Raw genomic sequence first — 18,170 nt, 5'->3', positions numbered from 1 at the left:
TTAATCCACAGGCAGGCCCCTTCAAAATGTCCGGAATCACGGCTTTTTCACGGACGGAATCCACACCCTGTGGAGTAGTTAGGCACAATTAACGCCCAGCGTGTCGCGCGAAAGACGGCGTGTCGTGACCTCCGTGCCGGACTGCGAAAGGGCCGAAAAGGGGCTCCGAAGTGACCTTCGGAACCCCCTTGGTGACCAACCGCACACGCCATGGCGGCCACTTGTACTGACGCCTGGAGGCACCCGACCCCCATCACCACCCCTAGTAGCTGCAGCCGCACAATTGCCTGTAGAGGGGAGGCGGCTTCTTCGCCAGCTGCTCCCGGAGTAGTGTGGGCTGGTGGTAAATCCGGTACACCTGAAGACCCTGATGGAGGTCACGCGGCTGGGCTCGTTCGCGGCTGCCGCATCAACCCTTGGCTACACGGCTTCGGCCGTATCGCAGCAGATGTCCGCCCTGGAGCGGGACACCGGGGTGGTCCTGTTCCAGCGTTCGGCGCGGAGCGTGGTTCCCACGGAAGCCGCCGTCGTCATGACCCGGCACGCAGCCAAGGTGCTGACGGACATCGAAGCGCTGATGGCTGCCGCCGCCAAGACCCAGGACAGCACCAGCCAGGAGCTCCGGCTGGGAATCTTCCCCAGCCTTGCCACATATGTCCTGCCGCGGATCCTGAAGAATCCGGCGTGGAAGAACCTGGGCATCGACCTCAGGGTGTCCGTGGCCGAACCAGGCCAGACCATTCAGGGGCTGCGCACCGGCGGCGACCTGGACCTTGCCGTGGTGTTCCAGGTTGGCCAGACCGGCGTGGCCTGGCCGGCCACCATCAACCGGCAATGGATCGGCGACGACGATTTCCGGGTGGTCCTGCCCGCCGGCTGGGGTTTCCGGCCGGACGCGAAGGTGGCGGCGGACCATCTCTCCGAGATGCCGTGGATCATGCACCATCCCGGGACCAGCGACGCCATGGTGATCGAGCGGCTCTTCGCCGGCTGCAACCTCCATCCCCGGGTGGTGGCGCACAGCGACGACTTCCACGCCAGCCTCGAAATGGCTGCCGCGGGGCTGGGGGCGGCACTGGTGCCCGAGCTCGCGCTGCGGAACAAGCCTGCCGGCGTGGTGGTCCTGGACGTTCCCGAGATCCGGCTGGCCCGCAACGTCTTCGCGCTGCTGATTAACGACAGGAAAACCGCCCGGGTGCAGCTCTTCGTCGACCTGCTGGCCGAGACCCTGGCCGGGATGCGGACGTCGGTGAATTAGGCCTGAATGCTGGAATGCACTGCTCTTCGGGTCTATGTTGAGACTATGAGCAAGGTAGCGAGCCAGCACTTTGGAGAGATAGAGCTCAACCACGGCAGGGACCACTCCATCGCCGCGAAGCATGAGCTGCGCGGCCATCCGCTGGAACTCGACCTGAACATCACCGCCCACGACCACTTCGACGAAGCCGCACTGCGCAAGGTGGACTACCGGCTGCGGTTCCTGCCGGAACTGGTGGACGAAGTCCGGGACATGATCGCCGAGGAACTGGAGCAGGAAGGCACCAGCCCGCAGGAGTACCTGCATTTCCACTGCAATGCCCTCAAGGACGAGCACCTGCAGAAGGTCTTCGGCGTGGAGGAACGCAGCCAGCTCACCAACGCCGTGTTCCTCAAAGCATTGAAACTGGGGCATGTGGGCATCTACCCCGGCCAGCCCGAACGCTACTTCGTTTTGGATTTCACCCTCGGCGAGCACTTCACGGACGAAGTCCTGGTGGCCTCCGCGGATGAGGACGGTGTTGTTGACGACGAGATCCTCTGGGAGTCCTGAAACACCTGCTTGTTAAAGCACGACGCCGGCCGGCCACCTTTCGGTGACCAGCCGGCCGATCGCCCGCCTCTCAGGTCCGGCGCGCTGGGCGCACCGGACCTTGAGTCTCTGCGGGCTCTCTTAGTTCCCTATTTGGCCGATTCCAGCAGTTCCGCGCGGACCGTCTGGGTTGCCTTGACCAGGTTGCGCAGTGACTCTTCGGTCTCGGCGTAGCCGCGGGTCTTCAGGCCGCAGTCAGGGTTGACCCAGAGCTGGCGGGACGGGACGTGCTTCACGGCGGTGCTGAGCAGTTCGGTGACTTCCTGCTCCCCCGGTACGCGCGGCGAGTGGATGTCGTAGACACCGGGGCCGACTCCGCGGCCAAAGCCGTGCGACTCAAGGTCGTGGACAACCTCCATGCGGGAGCGGGCCGCCTCGATGGACGTCACGTCGGCGTCGAGGCCGTCGATCGCGTCGATGATCACCCCGAACTCCGAGTAGCAGAGGTGGGTGTGGATCTGGGTGGCGTCTTGGGCGCCCGCGGTCGCGAGCCGGAAAGAGTCCACGGACCACTTCAGGTAGTCGGCGTGGTCGGCCTTGCGCAGCGGAAGGAGTTCGCGCAGCGCAGGCTCGTCCACCTGGATGACCTTGATGCCCGCTGCTTCGAGGTCGGCGATCTCGTCACGCAGCGCCAGGCCAACCTGGTTGGCGGTCTCCGCCAGCGGCTGGTCGTCGCGGACGAAGGACCAGGCCAGGATGGTGACCGGACCAGTGAGCATGCCCTTCATCGGCTTGCTGGTCAGGGACTGTGCGTACTTCGCCCATTCCACCGTGATGGGGGCGGAACGTGTGACGTCTCCCCAGAGAATGGAGGGGCGGGTGCAGCGTGAGCCGTAGGACTGGACCCAGCCGTGCACCGTCACGTCGAAGCCTTCGAGGTTTTCCGCGAAGTACTGCACCATGTCGTTACGCTCGGGCTCGCCATGAACCAGGACGTCGTAGCCCAGTTCTTCCTGCAGGTCCACCACGCGCTTGATTTCATCCTTCATGAGCTGCTGGTACTGCTCGTCGCTCAGCTCGCCCTTGGTGTTGCGGGCACGGGCCGAGCGGATTTCGGACGTCTGCGGGAAGGAGCCGATGGTGGTGGTGGGCAGCGGCGGCAGGTCCAGCGCTTCCTCCTGGGCGGCTGCCCGGACCTCGTACTCGGCGCGGGTGAAGTCGGCGGCGGTCAGGGCTTCGGTGCGGACCCGCACGTCGGCGCGGCGCACGCCGTCGGCGGTGGCGCGGGAAGCGATGACGGCAGTTGCCTCGTCGATCGCGGCCTTCGCGGAGGCGGGATCCGCCAGGTAGGACGCCAGGGTCTTCACCTCGACGGCCTTCTGGTCGGAGAACGCCAGCCAGCTGCGGAGCTGTTCGGACAGCTGGGTTTCCTCGGCGACGTCGTGCGGGACGTGCTGGGTGGAGGTGGACGTGGAGACGGCGATCCTGCCGGCGGCAGCCTTCAGTGCGTCCAGCTTCGCGGCCGAAGCGGCGAGGTCGTTGCGCCAGATGTTGTGGCCATCAACCACACCGGCAACCAAGATCTTGTTGCCCAGGCCCGCAAGGGCTGCCTCGGACGGAACGGCGCCCTTGAAGACGTCGATGTGCAGGGCCTCGACGTTGGTCGCCGCGAGGGTACCGAGCTGGTTGTCCAGGGAACCGTACGGCGTGGAAACGAGGATCTGGGGGCGGTTGGCGGCAGCGGTGAGGACCTCGTAGGCCCGTGCCACCCCTGCTTCAACTTCAGCGGCCGGGGTGTCCTGGTCAACGACCAGTGCGGGCTCATCCAGCTGGACCCAGCTGGCACCGGCGGCAGCGAGCTTCTCCAGTAGCTGGACATAGACGGGCAGGATGTCCTCGAGGCGGGACAGCGGCGCGAACCCGGCCGGGGCGTCGTCGGAGGCCTTGGACAGCAGCAGGTAGGTGACCGGGCCAACGATGTAGGGGCGGGTCTCGATGCCGTTGGCCAGGGCGTGGGCAAACTCGTCCACCTTGGCGGTGGAAGCCAGCGTGAACTTGGTCTCCGGACCGATTTCGGGAACCAGGTAGTGGTAGTTGGTGTCGAACCACTTGGTCATTTCCAGCGGCTGCTGCTCCTTGTTGCCGCGGGCCAGGGTGAAGTAACCGTCGATGTCGAGCTGGCCCTCGGCGTTGAGGAGCTGGCCGAAGCGGGCGGGCACGGCACCGAGGTGTGCGGTGGCGTCCAGGACCTGGTCGTAGTAGGAGAAGGTGCCGGGGACGGCTGCGGCCTCGGTCAGGCCGAGTTCCTGCAGACGCTTTGCGATGGTCAGCTGGATGTCCTTGGCTGCGGCGTCCAGGGCGGCAGCGTCGATCTTGCCGGCCCAGTAGGCTTCGATGGCCTTCTTGAGCTCGCGGCGGCGGCCGATGCGGGGGTAGCCGAGGAGTGAGGCGGACGGGAAAGGAGTGTTCTTTTCAGTCACGGCTAAGTCCTAAAGTTCGTAGTGCTGTGCATCGAAGGCACAGGGAGAAAGAGGGCAGCGCGGAGCTGCCGGACGCGGACAGCGTTCAGCTGTCAGGCCGGCAAGCGTGCTGCGTTAGCTGGCGAGCTGGCTGCGGACCGTTGAGGCCGCGCTGACGCCGGCACGGCCGCGTCGCGGAAGGGCGAGCTTGTCCAACACCTCCAGCGCGCTTTGGTGCTCGTTGAAGGTGTAGATGTGGATACCCGGCGCCCCGGCATCGAGGGCTGCGTTGGAAAGGTCGACGGTGGCGTCGACGCCTATGTGGAGTCGTTCCAGGTCGCTGTCGGCCGCCGCCAGCCTGGCCATCAGTTCGGGAGCCGGTTCCACGCCGGTCAGTTCACCCAGGCGGTTGAGCCGGCGGAGGCTGGTCAGAGGCATGACACCCGGGATGATCGGGATGGTGACCCCGGCCCGGCGAGCCCTGGTGAGGAGGTCGGCGTACTGATCCGCGTGGAAGAACACCTGGGTGATGGCGAAGTCGGCACCGGAACGCTGCTTGGCGAGCAGCACCTCGACGTCGTGCTCCTCGCTCGGCGATTCGGGGTGGCGCGCAGGGTAAGCCGCCACGCCAACGGCGATCTTTCCGGCACAAAGTAATGCCGAACGGCGCTGCTCCACCCGGCGGATGAGCTCGATCAGGTCCTGGGCATAGCGGAGCGAGCCGTCCGTATGCTGGCCGTCGCTCGGCAGGTCGCCGCGCAAGGCCAGGATGCCGCGCACCCCGGTGTCCAGCAGCTGGCCGATGACGCCCGCCAGTTCCTGCGGCGTGTTTCCGACGCAGGTCAGGTGGGCCAGTGGCCGAAGCGTGGTTTCGAGCAGGAGCCGGTTGATGAGCTCGACGGCGGTGTCCCGGTTGGATCCGCTGGCACCATACGTGACGGAGACATAGTCCGGCTCGGTGGTTTCGAGTTCACGGATGGTGGTCCAGAGCGTCTCTGCGGCTGCCGGCGAACGGGGCGGGAACAGCTCGTAGGAGAGCGCCACCGGAGCGGCGTCGGATAGATTCGGATGTGTCTCAATAAGGCTAGGTGGTGACATTTGCGTCCTTGGCTTTGGGCCATTGAGGTCTGCAGCCACAAACGTGACGGCAGTCGGCAATGAATTGAGTTTGGGGAACACACGGGAGAACTCCGCAGGACGCAGCCGCGACTGTTGCGCCTGAAATGAAGTTGTCCGTGAGCAAATGTCAGGCCCACATGGGGGCACCCACACCCTCCGGCACGGAGGATCGCTGACACGTTACCGCGGTAACTTGTATAAGACTCTAGGAGCGGGCGCCCGAGCATTCAAGTTGGCCTCCGAATTAAGACGCAGTCTTACGCCTTGTTTCATTGCTGAAACGGAATTTTCTTCGCCTGGATGGCTGCTTTCGCCTCCGGCTGCAGTCGTCCCCCGGGCCCTGCCCACACCTGGACAGTGATTGTCGCCTGCTGCAGCGCTACCAGGGTCGGTCAGGCCCCGCGTCCCCGCCGGTATCGCGCAGGTAGTCATCCCGCTCGCGGGCCGCGTTGCGTTCGCGCTCCGCCTGCCGGGCATTCTCCTCAAGCTGTTGCAGTTGGCTTTGCCGCGGAGAAGGCTGCTCCTCGGAGCTGTCCTCCTGTTGCGGGTCTCCCGGCGCCTCTGCCGGCTCCGCTGCGGCGGCAAGTTTCTCGGTCAGGCGACGCTCAGCCTCGGTCAGCTGCTTGCCGGCGTCCCGGGCATGGGCCCCGGAAAAGCATCCCGCCGGCGCAGCCTCCGCCACGTCCAGGGCTTCCGCATAAAGGGCAGCGGCCGACGACGGGTCCTCCGCCCGCAGCCTGCCGTCACCGATCATTTCAGTAGCGAGGCTGAGATTGACCCGTACGATGCAGTCGTCAAAAGAGCCGACCGGCGCGCCGGCCAGTGCGTCCTGGAAGAGGATCCGGGCGGCAGGGTAGTCTCCGGCCAGGGCTTTGGCGTCGCCGGCTGCGAACGGAGCCTTGTGCCGTTCGACGACGTTGGCCAGGTTCAACCCGTCAGCTGCCGCTCTGACAGCTGCAGCGTCTTTGGCGGCATATGCTTCCGCGGCCTGGCCGGCAAGCAGCCCAAGGCTGAAGAGCTTTGCGGCGATGCCGACTAGAACCAGCACCGGTACGGCGGACCACAGCAGAAGCCGCCGGCGGCGCAGCCGGATCCTGCTGTCCTCCGACGCGGCATGTGCCGGAATGGAAGGAATCATCGAACGTCCTCCCTGGCTTCGCCGGGGCGCCGGTCCATGCGGCTCCCCGCCGCGGCTCCGGGTGCCTTGGCGGGTTGCAGGGCGCGGAACCTGCGAATGACCACGCTGAATTCCACCAGCGCCAAGGCAAACGCGCAGGCCGCGAAGACCCAGTACAGCTCTGTCCTTCCCGGCAGCGAGGAATCATTCGAGGAAGACCCGGGGGTGCCGGGGCGGGCCTGCTGCAGCATGGGTGCAGCGGGATCGCCGGCAGCCCGGTGCACATACGGCACCTGCAGCTGCGACGCAATCTCCCGGAGCCTGCCTTCGTCGATGACCGATACTGCATCCCGCCCCTCCGCGTCCCGGACGTACCGGGAGTCCCGGGCGCCGCCGTCGGACGCCATGCCTGTGTTCTCCTTCATCCGTCCGCCAGCCGGGGTACCGTAACCGAGCACCGCTCCCCCGGACACCAGGCCGTTGCCCAGGCCCAGCGGCTGGGGTGCAGCGGAGCTGGTCTGCTCGCCATCGCCCAGGTAGAAGACGAGCCGCGGCCGTTCAGGGTGGCTGTCGCGTGCTGCGGCAAGGCGTTCGGCGAGAACCTGCCTGGCCGCGCTGATGCTGCTCCCCTTGGCGTAGGCAGTGACCTGGGGCTCGAGGACAGACGTGATCGTTTCCAGGGCAAGGGTGTCGGTGGTCAGCGGCATCCGGATGTGACCTTCGGTGTCAAACGTAAGCACGGAGAAGCGTGCACCCGGCAGCTCTGCCGCGATAGCCATGATGTCCCGCCGCACGCCGTCCATCCGGGTCCCGTTCCCGTGGTCTTCGGCCATCATGCTGGTGGTGGTGTCCACTACGAAGAACACGTTGAGGTCCGACGTCGCCGCCTGGGCTGTACCGCCGGGCAGGCCCGGACGGACCAGGGCCAGGAGCAGGAGCGCTGCCAGCAGGCCGCGGCGCAGCCAGGCACGCGAGGGCATCCTCAGGGGAATCCGCAGCCCGCTCATAGCCGCAACCGCCATAACGCGATGCACAGGACCAGCCCCGACAGGAGCGCAGCCGCCAGCGGGACCGCCGGCTCATCCGAGACAACGGCACGCGGAGCACCCTTAATTGCTGCTGTCTCCGTCTCCTCCACCGCCGACACTATCCCCGGGATGGCATCCGGATTGTCCAGCGCGTAATAGGCTCCGCCGGTGGATTCTGCGGCCGTCCGGAGCTGGGCGCCGGGCTGGCCGGAACCGGCGCCGTAGTCGAGGTCAGCCGGGTTCAGCGCGTAGACCCGTACGGCCCGGCCCGCCGCCAGCTGCGCAGCTTCCGCCAACGTCATGATGGGCTCGCCGGACAGGAGGTTGTCCGTGGCAAGGACCACCGACCGCGAGCGCTGGGAAGTGCCTGGTGCACCGCCGGCGCCGTTGTCCGGCTCCGGGAAACTGTTCAGGCAGGATGCCAGCCCGTCACCGATCAGGGACGAGCCGCGGCCGCTCCAGGTGCCGTCGAGGAACCCGGAGCTTCCGGGCTTTCCATCGAACGCGTCCCTCGCCAGCTGCAACTGTTCCTGGACGTAGCCGTAGTCATCAGTCAGGGGAAAGACCTGGATGGCCGTGCTGTCGAAAATGGTCAGTCCGATCCGTTCGCCGTCGAATCCGCGGGCCAGCCCCGCGTAGGTGTCCACCACCGCCGCGTCAGCGCTGCTCATGGAACCTGACGCGTCCAGGCACAGCATGATGTCCCGGTTGTGCTGTTCCGGCCGGACCATTGTGAGGCTAACCGGTCGGGCCGCCGCCACAGCTGTGGACACCAGGACTGACGCGCAGGCGAGTGCAGCAACCGCCAGCCACCGCCGGTGGCGGCGCAGCGCGGCCTGGTATTCCGGCAGCAGGGTGAGCCGGCCAGCGTGCGCTGCGGGCCGACGTCGGCCGCTGCCCTTGGTGCCGGCCCGGAAAGCGGCTATGCCGACGGCAGCGGCGGCGACCACCGCCAGCGGCAGCAGCCACCAGAACATCAGCCCCATGTGCTCACCGTCTCCCGTGCCCTGGCAGCGGCGTTGGCCACCGGGGGCAACGGCTCCTGGCCGAATTCACCCGGATATAACGCGCCGACGGCGGACGCGGCGGCAGGCAGCGGGTGCCGCTCCAGGTCCTGCCGGGTCATCCGGAGTGCGTCCACACCTGAGGCGTCCCGGATGAAGCTGCGCAGCAGGCGGCTGATCTCCTGATGGCTGGCACGCACGCCGCGGTGGCCGGCCGCGGCCTCGCGTTCCACGTCGTCGATGCGTTGCAGGTAGGCCGCCTTGAGCGCGGGAAGCTCAGTGAGGGGTACCGGGGGCGGGCTGTGCGCTGCCGTCCGCGGATGCCGGGTCGCAGCAAAGACGAAGACGTACCAGCTTGCCGCCACTGCCAGGAGTGCCACGCCGGCCCACATCCATACCGGGCTGTACTGGAGCGGCCCGTAGAAGTCGGGTTCAGCCGGCACGGCGGTGCCTCTCCAGGAGCGCGAACAGCGCGGTGACCACGTCCTGGCTGCCGCCCACTTCGCCTTCCGTGATGCCTGCCTGCCGCAGCATCTCCCTGCGTGCGGCATCCCGCTCGGCGAGCGCCTTCCCGTACGCGGCCACGACGGATGCGGACTGTGCCAGGTGCGCGGGTAGAAGGGTGGAGTCGGCAACGCTGTAGAAGTCCGCGACGGCGCCGCCCGGGCCGGGTTGCCTTGGCGCCAGTTCCGCGTCACGCACCGTGAGCCATAGGATTTCGTGCTGCGCGCGAAGGCGGCGCAGCAACCCGGCCAGGGCAGGGGTGGCGGCCACTTCGTCCGCGACGACGAACAGCAGGTTCCGCCCCTTCACCGTCCTGGCCACCTGATCCAGCTGGTCTTCGATCCTGCTGGGTGCCGCCCCAATACCGGAGTCCCCGTGCACCTGCCGGAGAAGCCGCTCCAGATGGGCCTCGCCCGCCTTGGCGGGAATGGAACGGGTGCCGGAGGAGTCGCCGCTGACCAGCCCCACCACGTCGCCATGCCGGTGGGCCAGGTAGCCCATCACCCCGAGTGCCATGACGGCGATGTCCTTCTTCGCCTCGCCCGTCCGGGAGACGGCCGCCATGTTGCGTCCGGTATCGGTGAGCAGCAGGAGCGTCTGGCGGCGGACCGCAACGTACCGTTTGATCAGCGGCGAGCCGTGGCGCGCCGACGCCTTCCAGTCAATGTCCCGGACCTCGTCTCCGGGCACGTAGGCGCGGAGATCGTCAAAGTCCAGGCTCCGGCCGCGGAACACTGACCCGTACTCGCCGTCGAGCAGGCCGCGAGCTTTGCGGTGGGCGAAGATCGCCATCTTCGATTTCACCCGCAGGAGGAGGCTGGCCATGCCGGCCTCAGGGGGTCTGGACGGCAGCGACGACGGCGTCGATCACCGATTCCACGGGCACCTGCTCGGCCACCGCATCGAAGTTGAGGATCAGCCGGTGGCGCAGCACCCGGTGGGCCAGCGCCTTGACATCCTCCGGTATGACATGGTCCCTGCCGTTCAGCAGGGCGACGGCCCGGGCTGCCTGGCTGAAGGCGATGCTGGCACGCGGGCTGGCGCCGAATTCGATGAATCCGGCGAGCCGCTGGTCGATGTACTGGTGGGCGTTGCGGGTGACGAAGACCAGCCCCACGATGTAGTTGATGATGGCGGGGTCGATGTAGATGCGGCGGACGATCTCCTGCACTTCGGCCACCGCATCCAGCGATGCTGCTGCCGCGGGTGCCTGCTCCGGAGTGTAGACGCCGGCGTCGATCCGCCGGATGATTTCGGCTTCCTCGGCCTGGGACGGGTAGCCCAGCACGTCCTTGAGCATGAACCGGTCCATCTGGGCTTCGGGGAGCTGGTAGGTGCCTTCCTGCTCAATCGGGTTCTGGGTGGCGAGCACCAGGAACGGTGACGGCAGCCTGTAGTCCTGGCCGCCGATCGAGGTTTGGCGCTCCTGCATTGCCTCCAGCATGGCGCTCTGGGTCTTGGCGCTGGAGCGGTTGATCTCGTCCAGCAGGACGATGTTGGCGTGGACCGGACCCAGCTGCGTGATGAAGGTCCCCTTGGCGGCGTCGTAGACCTGCGTTCCCACGATGTCGCTGGGCAGCAGGTCCGGGGTGCATTGGATCCTGCGGAAGTCCGCGCTGACCGCTTCAGCCACCGTTTGCGCCGCGGTGGTCTTGGCAAGGCCCGGGACGCTTTCCAGCAGGATGTGGCCACCAGTCAGCAGCCCCACCAGCAGTGACTCCCGCAGCCGGGACTGGCCCACGACCTTGGCTTCAAAGCTCCGGGAGATACTGGCGGCCACCTGTTGTGCCCGTGCCAGCTCCGCCGGTTCGATCCTCGCGGACGCACTGGTTTGAAGCACTGTCAATCCCCCTGGTGGCTGTTCGCGGCCGTGCCTGCCGGACGGCTGCACTCCGCCGCCATCCTATCCAAGTCCCAGGCCGGGGTTCCGGCAATGGGGACCCCTCCCCATCAGGGCTGCGCAGGTCTATCCTTTTGCCATGATTGAGCTTCCAGCCAGTTACAAGGAATTTCTTGCCGATAAGAGCGAGATGTTCGTCAGCACTGTAAGGCCTGTCCTGATGCAGTCCGCAGCAGACAAGCTCCATGGGGTCCGGGTAACCTACAACCCCGGCTCCACCGGCCACCAGGCCCACCTCGATGACAGCATTCCCTACGGGGTTGTGGTCGAGGACATCGACTGAGCAGACCCTAGCCCCGCACCGCTCCGGAAAGGGCGAAGGAACTGCCGGACCACCTTGCCACAATGATGTACAGGGCCAGGACCGGCAGTGAATAGAGGATCGAGAATGCGGCCAGCTGGCCGTACGCGACTGCCCCGTGCTGTCCGAAGAAGCTGTAGATGGACACGGCGGCGGGCTGCCGCGTCTCGGACAGCAGCAACACGAACGGGACGAAGAAGTTCCCCCACGCCTGGATGAACACGAAGATAAAGACGACGCCAAGGCCCTGGCGCATGAGTGGCAGCACGATGGTGCGCAGCGCCGTCATCCTTGAGGCACCATCCACCCAGGCGGCCTCCTCCAGGGACACCGGCACGCCATCCATGAAGTTCCTGGTCATCCAGATGGCCATGGGCAGTGTGGTGGTGGCCATGAAGAATATGGTGGCCGGCATGGAGTCCAGCAGTTCCAGCTGGACGAACAGTCCGTACACCGGAACCATGATGGCCGTGATGGGCAGGCAGGTGCCGAACAGGACCGCGTACAGGAACGGCGTGTTGAACCGGGACCGGTAACGGGACAGCGGATACGCCGCAAGCACGGCGGCCACCAGCGTGACGGCCCCGGTCCCGGCGGACAGCACCATGCTGTTCCACAGCGGCTGCAGCAGCAGTTCCGGGGTCAGGACGGCGGCGAAGTTCTCCAGCCCGGGCTGCCGCGGAACCCTGGTTTCGTGTCCGGCCTGCGGGTCCAGGGAACCCAGGACAAGCCACAGGAGTGGCAGCAGGAAGCACGCCCCCACCAGCAGCAGGACCAGGTCCGCCGGGGTGGTGCCGCGCCTGCGGCGGGGTGGCAGCGCCTGCACCCCGCGGGGCGGCAGCGTCCTGGCCGGGGCGGTCATGTCCGCGGCTCCTTCAGCAGCCGGATGTACACCACGCCGAACACAGCGCCGATCAGGATGAGCACGGAGGCCACTGCCGTCCCGTACCCGATATCACCGAACTTGAAGGCCTCCTGGTAGGCGAGGATGGGCAGCGTGGTGCTGGCGTTGGCCGGTCCGCCGGCCGTCATCACCCAGACAAGGGTGAACACCGCCAGGGTCTGCAGCGTGATCAGCATCAGGTTGGTGGCGATGCTGCCCCGGATCATGGGCAGCGTTATGAAGACCAGCCGCTGCCAGCCCCGGGCGCCGTCCATCTGGGCGGCCTCCGTTACCTCGGTGGGAACGTCGTTGAGTGCGGCCTTGTACACGAGCATGGAGAAGGCCGTGCCACGCCACACATTGGCCAGCATCACGGCCACCATCGGGAACGCATACAGCCATTCCGGCCTGCCGAAACCCAGGCTCCCGAGCAGCTGGTTGAGCGTCCCGTCCTTGCTGAAGTACGCGTAGGCGGCGAAGGCAGCCACGATTTCGGGCAGCACCCATGCGGCCACCACGGCCGTTCCAACGACGGACGAGACCGCAGGGCGTGCCCGGCGCATCAGTACTGCGATGGCCAGGCCCAGCAGGTTCTGGCCAAGCACCGCAGATCCTCCCACGAACAGGACCGTGAGCCACAGGGAGAGCGGGAAGACAGGGTCCGTGAGCAGCCGCTGGTAGTTTTCCGGGCCCACCCATTCAGGATTCCTCGCGCTGCGGCCGGTCAGTCCGGCGTTGGTCAGCGAGGCCTGGAAGGCCCAGAGCACGGGGCCGGCGAGGAACACCAGCAGGAGCAGGACGGCAGGAAGGACCGGCAGGTAGCGGACCAGCTGCCGTGCCCGGTGGCTCAGCAGCACAGGCTACTTCCGGACGGTCTTGTCGCCGCCCACTATATCCGTGACTGCTGCATCGTAGTCGGCGGCGGCCTGCTCGGGCGTCCGGCTGCCGGTGATGACCGCCTCGGTTGCCTCCTGGACCGCAGCGGAGATCCGGGGGTAATCAGACGTGGCCGGCCGGTACCGGGTGACCTTTACAAGCTCAGAGACATCCTTCACGAAGGGGTTCGCACCCTGGTAGCCGGGGTCCGCGGCGACGTCCGTCCGGACGGCGATCTGCGAGCTCTCCACGGTGAAAGCCAGGGAGTTCTTCTGGTTCAGCGCCGTGGAAAGGAACTTGAACGCCAGGTCCGGCTCCTTGGTTTCGGCGCCCACGGCCAGGGTCCAGCCGCCGGACATGCTGACTGAGCCGGGAGCGTCACCGTTCTGGGTGGGGAACGGGGCCACTCCCATGTCCTCTTCGTAGCCGGGCCAGGCGTAGCTGCCGCCCTCCTGCCAGAACGACGGCGCGTAGGAGCCTTCCACGGTGGCGCCCAGCTTTCCGTTGGGGAACCATTCGCCGAACACCTTCTTCCAGACGTTCGCGTCCAGTGCCTCCGCGGGCGTGACGGCCAGCTGTTCGTCATAGAGCGTCTTGAGGAAGCCCAGCGAGTCCTTGAACCCGGCCGAACCGACTACCCACTTCTTGGATTCCTCGTCGTAGAGGCTGGATCCGGTGCCGTAGAGCAGCTCGTAGAACCCCTGCATGACGGTGCCCTCGCCGGTTCCCTTGCCCGCGTACATGTTGAACGGGATGGCCGAGGGATCGTTGGCTTTGATCTTCCTGGCGGCGTCGAGGATGTCCTGCCAGCTGCGCGGCTGCCAGGGCTCACTGATGCCTGCGGCCGCGAGGACTTTCTTGTTGTACCAGATGGCCCGGGTATCGGTGCCGAGCGGCACCGCGTACGTGCCGCCGTCGTCCGCGCGGCCCGCTGCCTTGGCGGCGTCGTCGTATTTGTCCCAGTCCTCCCACCCCTCAAGGTGGGAGTCAAGCTTCAGGAGGTAGCCGGCGTCGACGTCCGAGCGGACCTTGAACGTGTCCTCGTAGAACACGTCGGGCGCGGTGGACGGCGAGCGCAGGGCGAGGGCCAGTTTGGTGCCGTAATCATCGTCGTTGCCCTGGATGGGCTGAAGCTCAACCGTGACGCCCTGGTTCGCCGCTTCGAACTCCTCCTTGGCTGCCTGGAACATCGTGTCCAGCGCGGTGAAGGAATCCGTCTTCTGGTAGGCGACTTTCAGGGTCTTGGACCCCTCATCCGGAGTACCCGGACTGCAGGCCGCCAAAGCAACCAGTGCCGCAGCGAATAATGACACGTTTTTCAGGGCCCGGCGACGCATGGTGCTCCATTCAGTTAATGCTGCGGACCCCGTTGTCAGCGGGCCCCAGCCGCGGCAATAAGCACATGCTAGATGGGTCGGATGCCGCAATCAAGGCACTGGTCCAATGCGTCGGATCAGCTCTCCAGGAGCAGCCGCTGGGCGCGGGGGGCAAGGGTGTGTTCAAGCACCAGCGAGGCGGCGCCAATGGCACCCACGTCCTCCCCCACCCCGGTGCCCACCACCTCGATGGGGTGGATCAGCCGGGCCGCACTGTTGGCGTCCAGCACCGGCGGGACCTTCGCCAGGAAACGTTCTGCCATGCCGCTCCAGAAGGGGCCGCCGAAGACCACCCGCTCCACGTCAAGGGTGTTGGTGACCACCGATACCGCCCGGGCAACCAGCACGGCGGACTTGTCGATGATGGCTGCGGCGCGCTGGTCACCGGCGTCGGCCAGTTCGCAGAGCCTGGCGAAGCTTTGCTGGATTTCGGCGCCGCTGTTCCCGGAACGGGAGCTGTCCAGGATCCCTGCAGCCTCGGCTTCCGCCACGAGGACCTGGGGGATGCAGGAGGATTTCACGCAGCCGCGCAACCCGCAGTCGCACTGGGGCCCGTCCGGGTCCACCACGATGTGGCCGATTTCGCCGGCATTGCCGGACGTTCCCCGCACCACTTCGTCATTGAGTACGATGCCGCAGCCGATGCCGGTACCCATGTACATGAAGACAAAGCTGCCGGCCCCGCTGGGCCCGCCGGCCCATGTTTCAGCGACAGCCGCGCTGGTGACGTCCTTGTCCATCAGGACCGAGTAGCCCGTGGCGTCCGACAGCGCGTTGCGCAGCTCCACGCGGTCCCAGCCCGGCAGGAGCGGCGGGTCCACCACATTCCCGTTGTCCAGGTCGATGGGACCCGGCGCCGCGACCCCGAGGCCGGCGATCCGGTCCCGGTCTACCCCGGAGTCCTCCACAAGCTGGGCGATCTCGGCCGCGATGGTGCTGATCACAGCGGACGGATCATTTCCTCCCGGCGTCCGGATCCGGGAGTGCCGGACAACGGCCCCCACCAGGTCAAGGACCACGAAGGTTGTCACGGCCGGATCAAGGTGGACGCCCAGGGCGTACATGCCGCGGGGGTTGAGGCGGAGGATGGTGCGCGGTTTTCCGGGCCCGGTGCCTTCCTTGCCGGCCTCCACGATGAGGTTCTGGTCAAGCAGCCGGCGGGAAATGTTGGAAATGGTCTGCGGAGACAGGCCCACGATCTGCGCGAGTTCAACCCGGCTGAGTCCGCCCGAGGACCTGCGGATGGCGTCGAGGATCACCGTGAGGTTGAAGTCGCCCATCCGGGGCAGGTTTGTTCCGCGCCTCGGTGAGGATTGGCGGATCTCGGTCACGGTGTCCCCTAAACTTCTTCGGCCACGTGGTTGTGGTGCTGCTTGAATCGTACGTTACGCGTGGACGCAGCCCCATAGGGCGCGACGGCGGTGCGGCCTACTTTGCGCATACATTTACCGGACCTTGCGTACCTTTACCGGAACTTGTGCTTGATGCTCCGGGTCACCAGGAACTTCGGGTTCTGCCCTTTGACCTCAGTGGGTCCCACCTGGCGCTCCAGCGCCGGCAGGTAGGGCAGATGCCGGTTATACACGGTCCACAATTCGCCTTCCGGAGCCAGCACCCGCCCTGCGGCTTCAATCATTTTCAGCCCGGCACCGGCATGCACGCCGGCCCCGACGTGGAACGGCGGATTGAGCAGCACCAGGTCGGCGCTGCCTGCCTCCATGGTGCTGAGCGCGTCATCCTGCAGGACGCGGATGCGCTCCTGCAGGCCGTTAGCGCGGGCAGTGGCCAGGGCGGAGGCCACGGCAGCGGCCGACTGGTCCGTGGCGGTCACGGTGGATCCGGGTGAATTCCTGGCGTACATGGCGGCGAGGATGCCCGTTCCGCAGCCGAGGTCAACAGCGTGGCGGGCCGGTTTCATGGCCGGCAGGAAGGTCAGCAGGAACCGGGTGCCGATGTCCAGTTTCGGGCCGGCAAAGACGGCCCCGTGCGCGGCGACCTCCAGGTCCAGTTCGGCAATATGCCCGACAACGGGAAAGCGCTCCGGTTCTTCGGTTGCCTTCACACCGGTGGCAAGGATGACACGGGACTTTTGCCGGGCGAGCTGCGGCTGGACCAAATCGAAGTATCTTTCCAGGACAGCATTCATACCGAGGGACATGTGTTTCACCCGGCCCCCGGCCAGCAGGATCACTCCTGCGGGCGCATGCCGGGCCACCGCAGCCACAATCTCCTCCAGCTCCGCCAGGGTCTTCGGCAGCTGCAGGAGCACGGCGTGCGCGTCTGCCAGGAGCCCGGGGCCAAGTGGCACCTGCTCAAAGGCCGGCACCGTGGCGGTGCCGCCGTCGTGCCCAGAAGCCAGCCACTCCGCCGCGTTGAGGCGCAGCGCCCGCTCCCCCGTGATCAGGTCCTGGTGCACGCGGACGGCTGCCGGCTCCAGCACCGCAAGCGCGCCGAGGGTCAGTGCGCCGTAGCGGTCACCGATGACAGCCACCTGGCTGCCCGGGACAACATGCTCCCGGGCAGTGTCCAGCAGCAGCCGGTCCGTGGCGTCCCACGCCTGGAGGTTGGGGGCCTCGACGTCGGGCCGCCGCCGGAGCAATTGGAAGACATCCTCGAGACGGTTGGTTGCCACTGATGCTGCTTTCTGCTGGTCCTGGGGCCCCGGCCTGCGCTCTTTTGTGCCTGCGAGCGGGGTCAGCCCCACGTTACCGTCTCCGCTGCGGGAGCTATTCCGGGCAGTTTCAGGATGGCGGCCACGGCCGCACGGCCTGCCCGGTTGGCACCAATGGTGGACGACGACGGCCCGTAACCCACCAGGTGGACGCGCGGTTCGGCGGCCACCTGTGTCCCGTCCATGACGATTCCGCCGCCGGGACCGCGCAGGTGCAGCGGCGCCAGATGCTCAAGCTCCGCGCGGAATCCCGTGGCCCAGAGGATGACGTCGGCTCTCAGGAGACTCCCGTCTGCCAGGCGCACGCCGTCCGGCTCGATCGCCGTGAACATGGGTTGCCGCTCCAGCGCGCCGCGTGCCGCCGCAGCCCGGAGGGCGGGCGTCCAGATCAGCCCCGTCACCGACACCACGCTCTGCGGCGGCAGCCCCTTGCGGACCCGCTCCTCCACAAGCGCCACCGCGTCGTGTCCCGCCCGAGAGTCAAACTCCGCATCCCGCCACACCGGTTCCCGCCTGGTGAACCAGCTGGTGGAGGTCACCCGCGAAATTTCGTCCAAAAGTCCGACGGCGGAGATCCCGCCGCCCACGACGATGACGTGCAGGCCCGCGAACTGCTCGGCGGCCACGTAGTCCGCCACGTGGAGCTGCGTGCCGCGGAAGGTGGACTGCCCCGGGTAGATGGGCCAGAACGGCCGGGTCCAGGTGCCCGTGGCGTTGATGACCGCCTTTGCCGCCCACTCGCCGTCGGAAGTGGAAATCTCCAGCCTGCCCGCCGGGCCATCGTCTTCACGGCTGACCGAGCGGACCTTCACGGGGCGCCGGACGGCAAGGCCCAGTTCTTCCTCGTAATCCCGGAAGTAGCGGGTCAGGAATTCGGAACTCGGTTCGGAGGGGTCAACGGCGGGCTTCGCGATGCCGGGAAGGTCGCTGATCCCGTTGACGCTGGCCATCCGAAGGCTCCTCCACCGGTGCCGCCAGGCACCTCCCGGTCCTTCTTCGGCGTCGAGCACCACGTAGTGGAGCCCGCGGCGCTGCAGATGGTAGGCGGCTGAGAGCCCCGCCTGGCCCGCTCCGATCACGACGACGTCGACCCGGGCAGAATTCACTCCCCCATGATAGTCCGGCGGGGGGTTCCGGCTTTAG

At 66.9% G+C, this 18,170-nt stretch carries 17 protein-coding genes; 3 read left to right on the top strand and 14 right to left on the bottom strand.

Going from position 1 to position 18,170, the window contains the following annotated elements; all coding sequences use genetic code 11:
- Window positions 1-340: 340 nt before the first annotated feature.
- Together AC5RT3_RS16140 and AC5RT3_RS16135 are read left to right on the top strand one after the other, a co-directional pair.
- Complete coding sequence (locus AC5RT3_RS16140) at window positions 341-1,258, top strand: LysR family transcriptional regulator (protein ID WP_494009367.1); 918 nt, start codon at window positions 341-343, stop codon at window positions 1,256-1,258.
- A gap of 45 nt (window positions 1,259-1,303) precedes the next feature.
- The gene (locus AC5RT3_RS16135) at window positions 1,304-1,810 is read left to right on the top strand and encodes a DUF2004 domain-containing protein (RefSeq protein WP_494009368.1); all 507 of its coding nucleotides are present in this window, start codon (window positions 1,304-1,306) and stop codon (window positions 1,808-1,810) included.
- Window positions 1,811-1,938: 128 nt separating this feature from the next.
- Here the strand turns inward: AC5RT3_RS16135 and metE are convergent, their stop codons facing one another.
- From metE to AC5RT3_RS16095, 8 genes are all read right to left on the bottom strand, one after another.
- Window positions 1,939-4,269, bottom strand: coding sequence for a 5-methyltetrahydropteroyltriglutamate--homocysteine S-methyltransferase (gene metE / locus AC5RT3_RS16130; RefSeq protein ID WP_494124653.1), 2,331 nt, complete (start codon window positions 4,267-4,269; stop codon window positions 1,939-1,941).
- 114 nt (window positions 4,270-4,383) lie between these two features.
- Complete coding sequence (locus AC5RT3_RS16125; RefSeq protein ID WP_494050601.1) at window positions 4,384-5,346, bottom strand: methylenetetrahydrofolate reductase; 963 nt, start codon at window positions 5,344-5,346, stop codon at window positions 4,384-4,386.
- Window positions 5,347-5,746: 400 nt separating this feature from the next.
- Window positions 5,747-6,505, bottom strand: a complete 759-nt coding sequence (locus AC5RT3_RS16120) for a hypothetical protein (protein WP_494124652.1) — start codon at window positions 6,503-6,505, stop codon at window positions 5,747-5,749.
- Window positions 6,502-7,491, bottom strand: coding sequence for a VWA domain-containing protein (locus AC5RT3_RS16115; protein WP_494050603.1), 990 nt, complete (start codon window positions 7,489-7,491; stop codon window positions 6,502-6,504). Before AC5RT3_RS16115 ends, AC5RT3_RS16120 begins: the two co-directional genes overlap by 4 nt.
- Window positions 7,488-8,498 carry a vWA domain-containing protein gene (locus AC5RT3_RS16110; protein WP_494050604.1) on the bottom strand — a complete coding sequence of 337 codons (1,011 nt, stop codon included), beginning with the start codon at window positions 8,496-8,498 and terminating at the stop codon, window positions 7,488-7,490. The genes AC5RT3_RS16115 and AC5RT3_RS16110 overlap by 4 nt, the downstream gene beginning before the upstream one ends.
- The gene (locus AC5RT3_RS16105; protein ID WP_494050605.1) at window positions 8,489-8,959 is read right to left on the bottom strand and encodes a hypothetical protein; all 471 of its coding nucleotides are present in this window, start codon (window positions 8,957-8,959) and stop codon (window positions 8,489-8,491) included. Before AC5RT3_RS16105 ends, AC5RT3_RS16110 begins: the two co-directional genes overlap by 10 nt.
- Complete coding sequence (locus AC5RT3_RS16100; protein WP_494050606.1) at window positions 8,949-9,845, bottom strand: DUF58 domain-containing protein; 897 nt, start codon at window positions 9,843-9,845, stop codon at window positions 8,949-8,951. Before AC5RT3_RS16100 ends, AC5RT3_RS16105 begins: the two co-directional genes overlap by 11 nt.
- Before the next feature lie 7 nt (window positions 9,846-9,852).
- Window positions 9,853-10,860, bottom strand: coding sequence for an AAA family ATPase (locus AC5RT3_RS16095; protein ID WP_494124651.1), 1,008 nt, complete (start codon window positions 10,858-10,860; stop codon window positions 9,853-9,855).
- Between the two features lie 139 nt (window positions 10,861-10,999).
- On the opposite strand from AC5RT3_RS16095, the gene AC5RT3_RS16090 reads away from it, so the two are divergent.
- The gene (locus AC5RT3_RS16090; RefSeq protein ID WP_494050608.1) at window positions 11,000-11,203 is read left to right on the top strand and encodes a hypothetical protein; all 204 of its coding nucleotides are present in this window, start codon (window positions 11,000-11,002) and stop codon (window positions 11,201-11,203) included.
- A gap of 7 nt (window positions 11,204-11,210) precedes the next feature.
- Here the strand turns inward: AC5RT3_RS16090 and AC5RT3_RS16085 are convergent, their stop codons facing one another.
- From AC5RT3_RS16085 to AC5RT3_RS16060, 6 genes are all read right to left on the bottom strand, one after another.
- Window positions 11,211-12,083 carry a carbohydrate ABC transporter permease gene (locus tag AC5RT3_RS16085; RefSeq protein WP_494050609.1) on the bottom strand — a complete coding sequence of 291 codons (873 nt, stop codon included), beginning with the start codon at window positions 12,081-12,083 and terminating at the stop codon, window positions 11,211-11,213.
- Window positions 12,080-12,961 (bottom strand): carbohydrate ABC transporter permease, encoded by an 882-nt coding sequence (locus AC5RT3_RS16080; protein ID WP_494050610.1) that lies wholly within the window; start codon window positions 12,959-12,961, stop codon window positions 12,080-12,082. The genes AC5RT3_RS16085 and AC5RT3_RS16080 overlap by 4 nt, the downstream gene beginning before the upstream one ends.
- Before the next feature lie 3 nt (window positions 12,962-12,964).
- Entirely contained in the window at window positions 12,965-14,317 is a 1,353-nt protein-coding gene (locus AC5RT3_RS16075) for an extracellular solute-binding protein (RefSeq protein WP_494050611.1), read from the bottom strand.
- A 116-nt stretch (window positions 14,318-14,433) separates the two neighbouring features.
- A complete protein-coding gene (locus AC5RT3_RS16070; RefSeq protein ID WP_494051326.1) occupies window positions 14,434-15,636 on the bottom strand; it encodes an ROK family transcriptional regulator in 1,203 nt (400 codons plus the stop codon).
- 185 nt (window positions 15,637-15,821) lie between these two features.
- Window positions 15,822-16,988 (bottom strand): class I SAM-dependent methyltransferase, encoded by a 1,167-nt coding sequence (locus AC5RT3_RS16065; RefSeq protein WP_494050612.1) that lies wholly within the window; start codon window positions 16,986-16,988, stop codon window positions 15,822-15,824.
- Between the two features lie 62 nt (window positions 16,989-17,050).
- Window positions 17,051-18,133: an FAD-dependent oxidoreductase gene (locus tag AC5RT3_RS16060; RefSeq protein WP_494050613.1), complete on the bottom strand. Its 1,083-nt coding sequence runs from the start codon at window positions 18,131-18,133 to the stop codon at window positions 17,051-17,053.
- Window positions 18,134-18,170: the final 37 nt, after the last annotated feature.

Source organism: Arthrobacter sp. Y3221159, from assembly GCF_059089885.1.
This window is presented reverse-complemented; position numbering and strand designations above follow the sequence as displayed.

What these genes read in the sequence shown, in the direction of transcription:
- AC5RT3_RS16135 (WP_494009368.1), top strand. Translation starts at nt 1,304, where the DNA reads ATGAGCAAGGTAGCGAGCCAGCACTTTGGAGAGATAGAGCTCAACCAC.
- AC5RT3_RS16115 (WP_494050603.1), bottom strand. Translation starts at nt 7,491, where the DNA reads ATGAGCGGGCTGCGGATTCCCCTGAGGATGCCCTCGCGTGCCTGGCTG.
- AC5RT3_RS16070 (WP_494051326.1), bottom strand. Translation starts at nt 15,636, where the DNA reads ATGGGCGACTTCAACCTCACGGTGATCCTCGACGCCATCCGCAGGTCC.
- AC5RT3_RS16110 (WP_494050604.1), bottom strand. Translation starts at nt 8,498, where the DNA reads ATGGGGCTGATGTTCTGGTGGCTGCTGCCGCTGGCGGTGGTCGCCGCC.
- AC5RT3_RS16090 (WP_494050608.1), top strand. Translation starts at nt 11,000, where the DNA reads ATGATTGAGCTTCCAGCCAGTTACAAGGAATTTCTTGCCGATAAGAGC.
- AC5RT3_RS16120 (WP_494124652.1), bottom strand. Translation starts at nt 6,505, where the DNA reads ATGATTCCTTCCATTCCGGCACATGCCGCGTCGGAGGACAGCAGGATC.
- AC5RT3_RS16085 (WP_494050609.1), bottom strand. Translation starts at nt 12,083, where the DNA reads ATGACCGCCCCGGCCAGGACGCTGCCGCCCCGCGGGGTGCAGGCGCTG.
- AC5RT3_RS16125 (WP_494050601.1), bottom strand. Translation starts at nt 5,346, where the DNA reads ATGTCACCACCTAGCCTTATTGAGACACATCCGAATCTATCCGACGCC.
- AC5RT3_RS16100 (WP_494050606.1), bottom strand. Translation starts at nt 9,845, where the DNA reads ATGGCCAGCCTCCTCCTGCGGGTGAAATCGAAGATGGCGATCTTCGCC.
- AC5RT3_RS16075 (WP_494050611.1), bottom strand. Translation starts at nt 14,317, where the DNA reads ATGCGTCGCCGGGCCCTGAAAAACGTGTCATTATTCGCTGCGGCACTG.